The sequence below is a fragment of the Achromobacter mucicolens genome (genome assembly GCF_029866465.1).
GTDB classification, from domain to species: Bacteria; Pseudomonadota; Gammaproteobacteria; order Burkholderiales; family Burkholderiaceae_B; genus Achromobacter; species Achromobacter mucicolens.
This window is the reverse complement of the sequence record NZ_CP123364.1, coordinates 2,467,206-2,479,673: the sequence shown is the minus strand read 5'-3', so window position 1 is coordinate 2,479,673 and position 12,468 is coordinate 2,467,206. Positions and strand designations below refer to the sequence as shown.

Below are 12,468 nucleotides of genomic sequence, written 5' to 3'. Positions count from 1 at the left end.
ATCATGGGTTTTTGTCCGCTCGTTGTAAGGAGTCCTACATGATCCGCAAGCTGATCCCCTTCCTGCTGGTTGCCAGCCTGGCTGCGTGCGCCAATACTGGCGGTTCGCGCACATCCAGCGCGCCGGCATCCAGCTCCTCGAGCGCGTCCTCTTCCTCGAGCACCGGCGCTGGCGCTTCCTACGGTTCATCCTCGTCCATGCCCGGCAGCACCAGCGGCAAGACTTGCGACGCCGGTGCGCTGCAATCGCAGATCGGCCAGAAAGCCACGCCCTCCGTCATGGAAGACATGCGCACTCGCAGCGGCAGCACCACCGCGCGCATGCTGCGCCCGGGCCAGGTGGTCACCATGGAATACAACAACACCCGCCTGAACCTCATCGTGGACGACAAGGACGTGATGACGGCAATCCGCTGCGGTTGACGGCGCCAGCCGGCCCGCTTCCGGCCGCCTCAGCGGCAGGACCGGGCGCCGCAACAAGACAAGCGCAAGGCCAGCGGCCGCCCCGGTCGCTGGCCTTGCCAATCAATCTCCGGTCAGATCCCGATCGGCCAACCCGCCCTTTCCACTCGCGCTTTTTACTCGCCTTTTTCACCCGCCCCGAGCGGCCGCGCCGCCGGCGGCACATGCGGCAGGAACGCCCCCGCCACCTCGAAGGCGCATTCCTCGCGCGCAATGTCGATCACCCGCGACACGACCGGGTTGACGATGTTCTTTTTGTGCACCGCGTAGTAGTTGATGGTCGGCAGGTCCGGCTGCACATTCAGTTGGCACAGCGCCCCGCGCGCCACCAGCGGCGCAAAGTAGGCGCCCGGCAGATAGCTGATCCCCAACCCCAGCATCGTCAGCTGGGCCATCATGCCCAGACTGTTGCACGTCAGCACCCGCTTGACCGGCATCCCCTGCTCGGCGAACCACGCGTCATACAGATGCGATAACGCCGAATTGGTGGGCTGCGAAATGACGGGGTACGGCGCCAGGTCCTGCGGCGTCAGCGCGGCGGCGACATCGATGTCCAGCGCCGGGCTGGCCATCCACACATTGGTGACCGCGCCCAGATGCGTGCAATCGTACTGGTAACCCCAGAACGGACCCGGCATGATCGCCAGGTCCAGTTCGTCCTGCTCCAGCCGCTCATACAGGGTGATGCCGCCGTCGATCTCGGGCATCAGCTGCACGCGCGGGTAGCGCTGGCTGATCTGCTTGATCAGCCCGGCCAGCCAGGTCATGCCGACCAGTTCCGTCACGCCCAGCCGCACCACGCCTTCAAAGCTGGCCGGATCGGCCATGTTCTGGACGATCCGGCTGTTCAGCTCCAGCATCTGGCTTGCCAGCTCAAAGAGCTTGCGGCCCTGCGGGGTCATCAGGAGTTTCTTGGCCCGCCGCTCGAACAGGGGCGCGCCCGCAAAGGCCTCGAGTTCGCCCACCCGCTTGGCCACGGCCGATTGGGTGGTGTGCAGCTTGCGCGACGACGCGCTGAAGCTGCCCAGTTCGGAACTCCAATAAAAGGCCTCCAGCTGTTTGAGGGTGTACATCGCCGCGGTCGAAGAAAAGCGCATGGAAACCCCCAACATTACCACCGAGGCCGCTCGGCCCGGATCATCCCCGCGGATGCAGGATGTCCGCCAGGAAGCGCTGCGCGCGCGGATGCGCAGGCGCGCTGAAAAAGCGCTCGGGCGTGTCCATCTCCAGGATCTCGCCCGCGTCCATGAACACCACGCGGTCGCAGACGTCGCGCGCAAAGCCCATTTCGTGCGTCACGCACACCATCGTCATGCCGTCCTTGGCCAGCCCCTTCATCACCTGCAGCACCTCGCCCACCATCTCCGGGTCGAGCGCGCTGGTCGGCTCATCGAACAGCATGACCGGCGGCTGCAGGGCCAGCGCGCGCGCAATCGCCACCCGCTGCTGCTGACCACCCGACAGCGATCCGGGATAGGCGTCGATCTTGTGCGCCAGCCCCACGCGATCGAGCAGGCTGCGCGCCAGCTCCACGGCCTGCTTGCGAGGCTGCTTGCGGATGTTCACCGGCGCGAAGATCACGTTCTCCAGCACGCTCATGTGCGGAAACAGGTTGAACTGCTGAAACACGAAGCCGATCTTCTGGCGCAGGGCGTTCAGGTTCGCGCCCTTCTGGTAGATGTCCTGGCCATCGATCAGGATGCGGCCCTTCTCGATGGGCTCCAGCCGGTTGATCGTGCGGATCATGGTCGACTTGCCCGACCCCGACGGGCCGCAGACCACCAGCACTTCGCCGCGCGCCACCGACAGGTCCACGTCCTTGAGCACATGATGCTCGCCGTACCACTTGTTCACTTTTTCGAGATTGATCATGTTTTGTTCCTTTAAGCCATGGCCCGCGAACGGCGGATGCGCAGGTCCAGCCAGCTCAAGCCGCGGCTCAGGCTGAAGCACACCAAGAAGTAGATGATGGCCAGAATGCCGAACACCTGCAGCGGCTGCGTCAGCACGAGGTTGTTGACCTGGTTGGCGGCAAAAGTCAGTTCATTGACGCTGATGACATAGCCCAGCGACGTTTCCTTGATGGTGGACACGAACTGGCTGGTCATGCTGGGCAGCACGTTGAACAGCGCCTGCGGCAGCACCACCTTGCGCATCGTCGTCCAGTAGCCCACGCCCAGCGAGCGCGAGGCTTCGATCTGCCCGCGCGGCACCGCCTCGATGCCGGACCGGATCACCTCGGACAGGTAGGCGCTTTCATAGACCACCAGCGCAAAGATCAGCGTCCAGAAGCCGCTGACCACCTGCCCGGTGATCTTGGGCACGACGAAGTAAGCCCAGAAGATCAGCATGAGCAGCGGCATGCCGCGCACCACATTGACCAGGGCCTTGCTGGCCGTGCGCAGCCAGCCATAGGGACTGACACGCGCCAGCGCGATCAACAGCGCCAGCGGCAAGGACATCGCCAGGCCGAGCGCGGCCAGGATCAGGGTGAGCGCCAGTCCGCCCAGCGGACCGTTGGGGTATTGGCCCACGAGCAGCGTGGGCCAGTATTGCATCAGCAGATCAAGCACCGTGGCCTCCGCGGTTCAGACGATAACGGGCGTAGATGCGCGATCCGAAAGCCATGATCAGGAACGATCCCAGCAGGTACATGATCGTCGCCGCGCCGAAGGTGGCGAAGGTGCGGTAGGTCTCGTTTTCGATTTCCCGCGCCTGGTAGGTCAGCTCCATCACGCCGATCGCCATGGCCACGCTGGTGTTCTTGAACAGCAGCAGCGCGCGCCCGACCAGCGGCGGAATGGAGATGCGCAGCGCCTGCGGCACGATCACGAAGCGCATGCATTGCAGATAGCTGGCGCCCAGCGCGCGGGCGGCCTCGAACTGCGTGCCCGGAATGGCGCGCAGGCCGCTGCGGATGTCTTCGGCGATATAGGCGGCCGACCCCAGCGCCAGCGCGATCGCCGCCAGCGACATTTCGGCGTTGTGCGCGTACAGCCACATGCGGAACCCTTCGGGCAGCAATTCGGGCATGCCGAAATACCAGAACAGCACCTGCACCAGCAGGGGCACGTTGCGGTGGTATTCCACATAGGCGTCGACCAGCCAGCGGCACGGCGCCAGATTGGTGGCGCGCACCACCACCAGCGTCACCGCGATGGTGAACGCCATGACCCATGCAACCAGAAACAGCTGCACGGTGACCGCCATGCCGCTGAGCAGCAGCTGGTATTGGGAAGCGTCTAGAAAGCTCATAAACCTGTCAATCTCCTGCGATCGGGCGCGCGGCGCCAAGCATCACGGCTTCGCGCGCGCCGCCTTGCGGGACGCGCCGAAGCCGTGACGGGAGTGGCGAAGGAAACGCCCGGGTCCGTGCCTCAGCCGGCAATCGGGCCGATCTTGAAGCTGCGTTCCAGCTTGTACGGCGTCTCGGGGCCAAACCACTTGTCGAACAGCTTGGCCGCCGCGCCGGAGGCTTCGGCCTCGTCCAGCGCCTGGTTCACCGTTTCCAGGAAACGCGGTTCGGACTTGCGCACGCCCAGGCCCCAGGGCTCATCGAACACCGCCTTCGGGATGACGCTGACCGGCGCGGTCGGCGGGCTTTGCAGCACCAGGCGCACCAGCACCAGCTCGGAGGCAAACTGCGCGTCGACCTTCTTCTGCTGCAGGGCGAGGTACGTGGCCGAGCTGTCGCCGTAGCCAATCACCTGCGACTTGTCCAGAATGCGCTTGATTTCGCGCTCGGAGCTGGACCCCTTGGTCGCGCCGATGCGGCGGCCGTTCAGGGCCTCGATCGAATCCAGGCCCGAATCCTTGCGCACCATCAGCTTTTGCGGGCTGACGTAGTACGAGTGGCTGAAGGCGATCTGCTGGGCGCGGTCGGGCGAATAGCCCAGGTTGGCCGCCAGGATGTCCACGCGCCCTTCGTTCAGCTCGGGCACGCGCGCCGCCACCGACAGCAGCTTGTAGTTGACCTTGACGCCCAGCTTGTCGGCGACCAGCTTGCAAACGTCCACGTCATAGCCCACCAGTTGGCGTGTCGCGGCGTCCTGGAAGCTGAAGGGTTGCGACGTGCCCAACGTGCCGCAGACCAGCTCGCCGCGCGCCTTGATGTCGTCAAGCTGGTCGGCGTGGGCGATTCCGCCCGCGGCCAGCGTAGCCAGGCCCAGGCAGGCGGCAAAGAAAGTGTGACGCTTCATGGTTCATTCCCCTTGATTGGTTGTTTGGTGAACAGACTGAATAGGACGTTGAATCGATGGCGTGGAGTCGATGGCGTTGAATCGATCACGCCGGACCGCCGAGGTCCGGCGGGTATCGGGCATCAGGCCAGCTTGGCGCACGCCTCGCGGATCGCCGAGCAACCCTGCCGGATATCGTCCAGCGAGGCCGCGAACGACAGCCGGAACGTGCCCGGCGCGCCGTAGGCGTGACCGTCGATGACCGCCACGCCCGCTTCGCGCAGCAGGTAATGTGTCAGGTCGGTATCGCTGGCGATCACGTCGCCGGCCGGCGTCTTCTTGCCCAAGAGGCCCGAGCAGTCCGGAAAGACATAGAACGCGCCCTGCGGCACCACGATGTCCAGGCCCGGCGTGCCCGACAATTCGGCGATCGCCAGGTCGCGGCGTTCGCGAAACACCTTGGCAAACTCCACGACGCAGTCCTGCGGGCCCGTCAACGCTTGCAGCGCGGCCGCCTGGCTGACCGACGAGGCGCCCGACGTGCTTTGCGATTGCAGGATCGCCATTGCCTTGATGAGCTCATCGGGACCGGCGCCGTAGCCGATGCGCCAGCCCGTCATGGCGTAGGCCTTGGACACGCCGTTGACCACGAGGGTGCGTTCGGCCAGTTCCGGCGCCACCTGCAGCGGATGCACGGTGGGCTCGCCGGTGAAGTTCAGGCGCGCGTAGATGTCGTCGGTCATCAGCCAGACGTGCGGATGACGCGCAAGGACCTCGGTCAGGCCGCGCAGTTCTTCCGCGGTGTAGACCGATCCGGTCGGGTTGCTGGGCGCGTTCATCATCAGCCACTTGGTGCGCGGCGTGATGGCGCGTTCCAGGGCGTCGGGCGTGACCTTGTAGTCGCTGGCGGGCGACGTTTCCACCGTCACCGGCACGCCGCCGTTGACCAGGACCATGTCCGGATAGGACACCCAGAACGGCGCGGGAATCAGCACTTCGTCGCCATCGTTCAGCGTGGCGGCCAGGCCGTTGAAGATCACCTGCTTGGCGCCGGTGCTGACAATGACGCGCGAAGCCGGGTACGTCACGCCGGTCGCTTCCAGCAGGTGCGCGGCCGCGGCCTTGCGCAGGGCGAGCGTGCCCTGCGCCGGCGGATACTTGGTTTCGCCGCGGTTCATGGCGGCCGTCGCGGCCTGCCGGATGTGCTCGGGCGTCGAGAAATCGGGTTCGCCGATGGTCAGGTCGATGATGCGGCGGCCCTGTTCGCGCAGTTCGGCGATGATGGCGCGCGCGGCGACGCTGGGCGACAGCTTGATGCGCTTGATGCGGTCGGCGACGATGCTCATTTGGCCGCTCCCATCTTTTCGGCCAGGGTCTTTTCCAGCCACGGCTTGGTGTACGTGCCGGCGCGCAGCTTTTCCTTGGCCACGGCTTCGTCGTCTTCCTTCTTGAGCGCCAGCGCAAGCACGGCGCTGGCGTGTTCGGCCGGAATCACCACCACGCCATCGGCGTCGCCCACGACCACGTCGCCGGGGTTGACCACCTGGCCGCCCACCGACACGGGCACGTTGATCTCGCCCGGACCGTCCTTGTACGGCCCCTTGTGCGACACGTCGCGGGCAAAGCAACCGAATTCGCTCTGCGCGAACACGTCCGCGTCGCGCACGGCGCCGTCGATCACGAATCCTTCGATCCCGCGCGACTGCGCGTCCATCATCATCAGTTCGCCCACCAGCGCGTTGCTGGTGTCGCCCGCGCCGTCCACGACGATCACGTCGCCCGCCCCGCCCAGCGAAATCGCCTTGTGGATCATCAGGTTGTCGCCCGGACGGGTCTTGACGGTCAGCGCCACGCCGACCGTGCGGCGTGCGCCATTATGCAGCGGACGCAGGCCCGACACGCCGTACAGACGATTCATGCAGTCGCTGATCTGGGCCGAGCCGATGGTGGCAAAGCCGGCCAGCACGTCGGCGGCGACGGCCGGCGCGGTACGGGAAAGAATGCGATATCCGATGGGATTCATAAGGAAAGTCAGTGTGAATGCAAGGAGCGTTGAAGCGAACCTGCATTACAAAGCCGCGCAAGCCTTTCCTCAAAACGATATAAATTCCCAGCGATCCACGAATATTTTTCGTGGATTAAGCGGTTTAAGGGTTATCCCTTATTCCTGCATCCGCGCTCAGTCATCGCCGGCGCCCGACGCGCTGCGCGCCTCGGACAACGCCACCGTCAGGTGCATGACCTTCTTCTTGAGCTGGTCACGCTCGTCCGTCAGCTTGGCCAGCAACTGGCGCAGGCGAGCGATCTCGGCCGGCATGTCGGCGATGTTCTCGATGGGCTCCTCGGGCGGCGCCTCGCGGGGTGGCGGGGCCTTGGCCTGGCGCACTTCCCGGGCGGCCTGCTGCAATTCCTTGCGGCCGCCGGCAACCGCGGCAGCCTGCCGTTCCGCCGGCAGCGACGCCACGGCCGCCGCGGCGTTGATGGAGATGGCGCCTTCCTTGACCGCGCGCACCAATTCCGGCGCCGCGGACTTCTGGATCTTTTCGATCTGGCCCAGGGTGTTGCTGCTGATGCGGGCGGCGCGCGCCAGCGCCTGCCGGCTGGGCACGGCCGGCTTCCAGTCGGGATTGGCGTGGCCGCGCATCGGCGCGGCGCCGGCCCCGGGCGCGTCCTCGTCCCAAGGTGGGGAGTCGTCGGACGGCGATCCGTCGGACGGCGCGCCTTCCGAAGCTGCGCCTTCTGTCGCCCCCTCGCCAGTCGCCGCCCCGGCCTCCGGCCCGGTGCGCGCCAGCAGGATCTCCTTCTTGCGCAGCGCCAGCACCCCCCGCTGAAAGTCCGACACGCTGCGCCGGCCCAGGTGGTTCTCGATCATCCACAGATGCACGTCCTCGATGGACTTGAAGTGCGGATGCTGGATGGTTTTGAAGGGAATGTCGTGCTTGACGCAGATGGCGTAGCGGTTGTGGCCGTCGACCAGCAGATCGCCCCACAGCACAAGGGCGTCGCGGCACCCTTCGGCCAGCAGGCTGCGCTCCAGCGCGGCGTGTTCGTCCTCGGTCAGCGGGTCTATATAGGCGCGCAGGCCTTCGTCTACTCTGATTTCCATGGTGTCCAAATAAAGTCGGGCCGCGCGCTACGCCAGTCCCTGTCCGCGCAGCACGTCCTGAATCGCCGCCAGCCGCGAGACCGGATCGGTCAGCGCCAGCAGGGTCGCCTTGTCGTCCGGCGGCAGCGGCAAGAGTTCGCACCAGCGGTTCGCCACCCAGCCGCAGTCGTCCAGCCGGAACGGCGGCGCAAGCGGCATGCGTTCGGCGGGCACGCCGTCCCGCTGCCACTGCGCCACCAGCCGGCCCAGCGCATCGGCGCTGGCCTGCATGGTTGCCGGCACGGGCGTGGGCGGATCGTCGGGGATGGGCTCGGCCTCGCCCATCCAAAGGCCGTATTTTGCCACCTCGCTGGACCGCAGCCGAAAGCGTTCCCCGCCGCGGCACCGGATTTCCAGCAAGGCCGGCATGGGCGCCTCCCAGCGTTCAACCCGGGCCATCGTGCCGACCGGCGACAGCGTCTCCTCGCCTTCCGGGGAACGGACCTCGCTACCGGCCAGCAGGCCCACGATGCCGAACTCGGTGTTCTCGGCGATGCTGCGGCGGATCATGTCCAGGTAGCGCACCTCGAAGATGCGCAGTTGCACCACGCCGTCGGGAAACAGCGCGTTGGACAATGGAAACAAGGGAATCAGCGACATGGCCGCCTCCTGTTCATGTCACGTGGAACGCTTCGTCCACCGGCACCTGCAGCGCCGTCGCCAGCGCGTTGGTCTGCGACGCCATCGCGATCACCGCCAGCAATTCCGCATGCTGGCCGTCGGTCATGCCCTTGGCGCGGGCCGAGGCCGTGTGGGAATGAACGCAATACGCGCACCCATTGGCCGTGGACACCGCGATGTAGATCAGCTCGCGCACCAGCGGCGAGAGCTCGCCCTCGGCCATCATTACCGTCTTGAGCTGCTCCCAGACGATGCGCATCCGCGGCGGATCGTTGGCCAGCGCCCGCCAGAAATTGTTGACGAAGTCCGATTTGCGCGTGGCGCGGATGTCTTCCAACACCGCCCAGGCCTCGGGACTTCTACGGATCTCGTCATCGCTCAGCAGCCTTACCGTGCTCATTGCACCGCTCCATCGTGAAAAAATCGTGACGCTGCCGCCCTTTCGCGGCAGCCCTGTTCCGATCCGTCGGGGGCCGGGGCCGCCAATCAGGTGTTGCGGCCATCGTAGGGAATGCGGGTCAGCGCATTCAAGTCCACATTTTCCAGGCAGCGCACGTTGACGGCCGCGGTCTCCTTGCCTTCGGCGCCCACGCCGAAACCGAACGGCGCGCAGCCGCAATTGGCGCAGAAATGGTGCGAAATCACGTGCTTGTTGAAGGTGTACGTGGACAGCGTCTGCGTCGAGGACGTGATGCGCAGCGCGGCGCGCGGCACGAACCACAGCAGATAGCCCTTGCGGCTGCAGTGCGAGCAATTGCATTCCAGCACCTGGGACACATCGCCATCGACTTCATAGGCGATCTGTCCGCAGTGGCAGCTTCCTTGTTGCATGGATTGTCTCCCGGCCGTTATCGGATCAGACTCCCATCATAGGCCTGTGCCGCCCGCCTTGCCCATGCGGACCCGCCGCACTTCACCCCGCCCGGAGCCATCATGCCCCAGTTATCCGCCTACCTCAGTTTCGACGGCAATTGCGCCGAAGCCATGCGCTTTTACGAACGCGTGCTGGGAGGCCGCCTTGACGCGCTGGTCCGTTATGCCGATGCGCCCGCCGATGCCGTCATGCCCATCCTGTCCGAGGAGGACGCCGGGCGCGTCATGTACGCCCGCCTTACGCTGGATGAGCAAACCTTGCTGGGCAGCGACGCCACCGCCGGACACCCCTACCCCGGCAACCGGGGGGTGGCGCTGGCACTGGTGTATCCCACCGTGTCGGACGCGCACCGGGTGTTCGACCTTCTGGCCGAAGGCGGCAGCGTCACGATGCCGCTTCAAAAGACGTTCTGGGCAGAAGCCTACGGCGCGCTGGTCGACCGGTATGGCACGCGCTGGATGGTGAGCGGGGGCCGCATGACCCCCTGATGGCCCGGACGGCTGTGCCCGTCGCCGGGTTCAACCGCCCGGCCGGTGCGCCGCCAGCACCTCGTGCAGCGACTGCGCCGCGCGCTGCAGCACCGGCACGGCGCGCAGCAGATCGTCCAGCATCACACGCGCCGTGGGCGCATGGCAAGCCACCGCCGCGACCACGCGGTCTTCGCCGTCGCGCACCGGGACCGCCACCGCGCTCATGCCGCGCACGAATTCCTCGTTGTCGATGCCGATGCCGCGCACGGCCAGCCGCTCCAGCTCGGCCTCAAGCCGCGCCGGGTCGGTCAGCGTGCGCGGCGTGTTGCGCGTGAGCGGCAGGCGGGCCAGCACGCGGCTGCGCTCCAGGCGGTTCATCGAGGCCAGGAACAGCTTGCCGCTTGCCGTGCAGTGCATGGGCACGTGGCTGCCCACCGCAAAAAAGAGCCGCAACGGCTCATTGGTCTCGACGCGCTCCATGTAGACGACGCGGTCGCCGTCAGGCGCGGTCAGGTTGCAGGTTTCGCCCAGCGTGCCCACCAGTTGGGTCAGCACCGCGCGGCACGCGCGGGTGAAGGCGCAGGCGCGCAGCGTGGCGAGCGCCAGCGAGGTGGCCTGCGGCCCCGGGACGAATCCGTTTTCGGTGGGCGTAGCGGCCACGAAGCCGGCGCGCTGCATGGCCGCCAAGAGGCGCATCAACGTGGTCTTGGGCATGTCGAGCCGCTGCGCAAGCTGCGCCAGCGTGGGCGGATGCTGCGCCCGCGCCAGATGATCCAGCACCAGCAACGCCCGCAACGAACGGGCGGCCTCCTGCTGTCCGTCCGCGTCGTCGGACCGGCCATCTGCCGGCTCCTGCGATGCTGCACTGCGATTTTGAAACCGAAGCCGCATGTTCTGTTCCATTTCTCCGCCCCAGCGCGTGTTGTGCTTTGTTCTGTGCGCGCGCTTCCTAGAATCGCCTCAGATGCCGGCCTGGTCCGCATTGCGGAGTCTGCACCGGCCGGTCATGCCGAACAAATATAAGGGAGACCGCGCGGAAATGTCCGATACCGTCGATTACATCGTGGTGGGCGCCGGCTCGGCCGGATGCGTGATGGCCAACCGGTTGAGCGCGGACGGCGCGCATTCGGTCTGCCTGCTGGAGGCCGGTCCGAAGGACACCTATCCCTGGATCCATATTCCCATCGGCTACGGCAAGACGATGTTCCACAAGGTGGTGAACTGGGGCTACTACACCGACCCGGATCCCAACATGCTGGACCGGCGCATCTACTGGCCGCGCGGCCGCACGCTGGGCGGCTCCAGTTCCATCAATGGCCTGATCTACATCCGCGGCCAGCGCGACGACTACGACGCCTGGGCCGAAGCCGGCAACCCGGGCTGGGGCTGGGACGACTGCCTGCCCTGGTTCCGCAAGCTGGAAAACAACGATCTGGGCCCAGGCCCTACCCGCGGCACCGAGGGCCCGCTGAACGCCACTTCCATCAAGACGCCGCATCCGCTGGTGGAAGCGCTGATCGACGCCGCCGGCAAGCTGGGCATGCCGCGCGTCCGTGACTTCAATTCGGGCGACCAGGAAGGCGTGGGCTATTACCAGCTCACCACCCGCAACGGGCGGCGCTGCTCCACGGCCGTGGCCTACCTGCGGCCCGCGCAGGACCGCCCCAACCTGCGCATCGAAACCGATGCGCACGCGATGGCCGTGCTGTTCGAAGGCAGCCGCGCCTGCGGCGTGCGCTACCGCCGCGATGGCCAGGTCCGAACGCTGCGCGCCCGGCGCGAGGTGGTGCTTTGCGCAGGCGCCCTGCAATCGCCGCAACTGCTTCAGCTGTCCGGCATCGGCCCGGCCAGCCTGCTGCGCGAGTTCGGCATCGGCATCGTGCGCGACCTGCCCGGCGTGGGCGAAAACCTGCAGGACCATCTGCAGATCCGCCTGATCTACGAGACCACGCGCCCGATCACCACCAACGACCAGTTGCGCACGCTGCACGGCCGCCTGCGCATGGGGCTGCAATGGCTGCTGCTGCGCAGCGGTCCGCTGGCCGTGGGCATCAACCAGGGGGGCCTGTTCTGCCGGGTTGACCCGGCCAGCCGCACGCCCGACACCCAATTCCATTTCGCCACGCTGTCGGCCGACATGGCGGGCGGCAAGGTGCATCCCTTCTCGGGTTGCACCTATTCGGTGTGCCAGCTGCGGCCCAGCTCGCGCGGCCGCGTACAGCTGCGCAGCACGGACCCGTTCGAGGCGCCGTCCATGCTGCCGAATTACCTGTCGACGGAGCTGGACCGCCGCATGGCCGTGGCCGCCGTCCGGTACGCGCGCCGGGTCGCCGTGACCGAGCCGCTGGCCGGCCTGATGAAACGCGAATTCCGCCCCGGCCCGGACGTGCAGACGGACGACGAGATCCTGCACTTCTGCCGCGAGTACGGCGCCACCATCTTCCACCCTTCGGGCACCGCGAAGATGGGCCCGCGCAGCGACCCCATGGCGGTGGTCGACGAGCGCCTGCGCGTGCACGGCGTGTCGGCGCTGCGCGTGGTGGATTGCTCGATCATGCCCACGCTGGTCTCGGGCAACACCAACGCGCCGGTCGTGATGCTGGCCGAGCGCGCGGCGGATTTCATGCTGCAGGACGTGCGGCAGGCGCGCGCGCAGACCGTGCGCACGCCCGCGCGGATGGAGATGACGGACCCCGGTTAGGAAACGCATATCGCAGAC

Annotated in this window: 15 protein-coding genes; 3 read left to right on the top strand and 12 right to left on the bottom strand. The window is 66.6% G+C overall.

Annotated elements, in window-relative coordinates; translation table 11 throughout:
- Window positions 1-38 precede the first annotated feature (38 nt).
- Window positions 39-422, top strand: coding sequence for an I78 family peptidase inhibitor (locus tag QEP15_RS11335; protein WP_108005591.1), 384 nt, complete (start codon window positions 39-41; stop codon window positions 420-422).
- A gap of 155 nt (window positions 423-577) precedes the next feature.
- On the opposite strand, the gene QEP15_RS11330 is transcribed toward QEP15_RS11335, so the two are convergent.
- The 11 genes from QEP15_RS11330 to QEP15_RS11280 form a co-directional block, all read right to left on the bottom strand.
- Complete coding sequence (locus QEP15_RS11330) at window positions 578-1,573, bottom strand: LysR family transcriptional regulator (protein WP_373981879.1); 996 nt, start codon at window positions 1,571-1,573, stop codon at window positions 578-580.
- A gap of 25 nt (window positions 1,574-1,598) precedes the next feature.
- Window positions 1,599-2,333, bottom strand: a complete 735-nt coding sequence (locus tag QEP15_RS11325) for an amino acid ABC transporter ATP-binding protein (protein ID WP_062841528.1) — start codon at window positions 2,331-2,333, stop codon at window positions 1,599-1,601.
- 11 nt (window positions 2,334-2,344) lie between these two features.
- Window positions 2,345-3,034 (bottom strand): amino acid ABC transporter permease, encoded by a 690-nt coding sequence (locus tag QEP15_RS11320; protein WP_056317143.1) that lies wholly within the window; start codon window positions 3,032-3,034, stop codon window positions 2,345-2,347.
- Window positions 3,027-3,716 (bottom strand): amino acid ABC transporter permease, encoded by a 690-nt coding sequence (locus QEP15_RS11315; RefSeq protein ID WP_056317142.1) that lies wholly within the window; start codon window positions 3,714-3,716, stop codon window positions 3,027-3,029. The genes QEP15_RS11320 and QEP15_RS11315 overlap by 8 nt, the downstream gene beginning before the upstream one ends.
- 122 nt (window positions 3,717-3,838) lie before the next feature.
- On the bottom strand, window positions 3,839-4,660 hold the full coding sequence (locus QEP15_RS11310) for an ABC transporter substrate-binding protein (protein WP_175155374.1): 822 nt from the start codon (window positions 4,658-4,660) through the stop codon (window positions 3,839-3,841).
- Window positions 4,661-4,782: 122 nt separating this feature from the next.
- Window positions 4,783-5,985: an aminotransferase class I/II-fold pyridoxal phosphate-dependent enzyme gene (locus tag QEP15_RS11305; protein ID WP_056317138.1), complete on the bottom strand. Its 1,203-nt coding sequence runs from the start codon at window positions 5,983-5,985 to the stop codon at window positions 4,783-4,785.
- On the bottom strand, window positions 5,982-6,662 hold the full coding sequence (locus tag QEP15_RS11300; protein ID WP_152384291.1) for an RraA family protein: 681 nt from the start codon (window positions 6,660-6,662) through the stop codon (window positions 5,982-5,984). Before QEP15_RS11300 ends, QEP15_RS11305 begins: the two co-directional genes overlap by 4 nt.
- Window positions 6,663-6,818: 156 nt before the next feature.
- On the bottom strand, window positions 6,819-7,745 hold the full coding sequence (locus QEP15_RS11295) for a ParB N-terminal domain-containing protein (RefSeq protein WP_152384290.1): 927 nt from the start codon (window positions 7,743-7,745) through the stop codon (window positions 6,819-6,821).
- A 27-nt stretch (window positions 7,746-7,772) separates the two neighbouring features.
- A complete protein-coding gene (locus QEP15_RS11290) occupies window positions 7,773-8,384 on the bottom strand; it encodes an LON peptidase substrate-binding domain-containing protein (RefSeq protein WP_152384289.1) in 612 nt (203 codons plus the stop codon).
- A 13-nt stretch (window positions 8,385-8,397) separates the two neighbouring features.
- Window positions 8,398-8,805: a carboxymuconolactone decarboxylase family protein gene (locus QEP15_RS11285; protein ID WP_175155373.1), complete on the bottom strand. Its 408-nt coding sequence runs from the start codon at window positions 8,803-8,805 to the stop codon at window positions 8,398-8,400.
- A gap of 86 nt (window positions 8,806-8,891) precedes the next feature.
- Window positions 8,892-9,236, bottom strand: coding sequence for a GFA family protein (locus QEP15_RS11280; RefSeq protein ID WP_056317126.1), 345 nt, complete (start codon window positions 9,234-9,236; stop codon window positions 8,892-8,894).
- Between the two features lie 102 nt (window positions 9,237-9,338).
- Here QEP15_RS11280 and QEP15_RS11275 point away from each other — a divergent pair, with 102 nt between their 5' ends.
- Complete coding sequence (locus QEP15_RS11275; protein ID WP_152384287.1) at window positions 9,339-9,767, top strand: VOC family protein; 429 nt, start codon at window positions 9,339-9,341, stop codon at window positions 9,765-9,767.
- 30 nt (window positions 9,768-9,797) lie between these two features.
- Here the strand turns inward: QEP15_RS11275 and QEP15_RS11270 are convergent, their stop codons facing one another.
- Window positions 9,798-10,652 (bottom strand): IclR family transcriptional regulator, encoded by an 855-nt coding sequence (locus QEP15_RS11270; protein WP_280148784.1) that lies wholly within the window; start codon window positions 10,650-10,652, stop codon window positions 9,798-9,800.
- A gap of 136 nt (window positions 10,653-10,788) precedes the next feature.
- On the opposite strand from QEP15_RS11270, the gene QEP15_RS11265 reads away from it, so the two are divergent.
- Window positions 10,789-12,450 carry a GMC family oxidoreductase gene (locus QEP15_RS11265; protein ID WP_217618437.1) on the top strand — a complete coding sequence of 554 codons (1,662 nt, stop codon included), beginning with the start codon at window positions 10,789-10,791 and terminating at the stop codon, window positions 12,448-12,450.
- The last annotated feature ends 18 nt before the right edge of the window (window positions 12,451-12,468 follow it).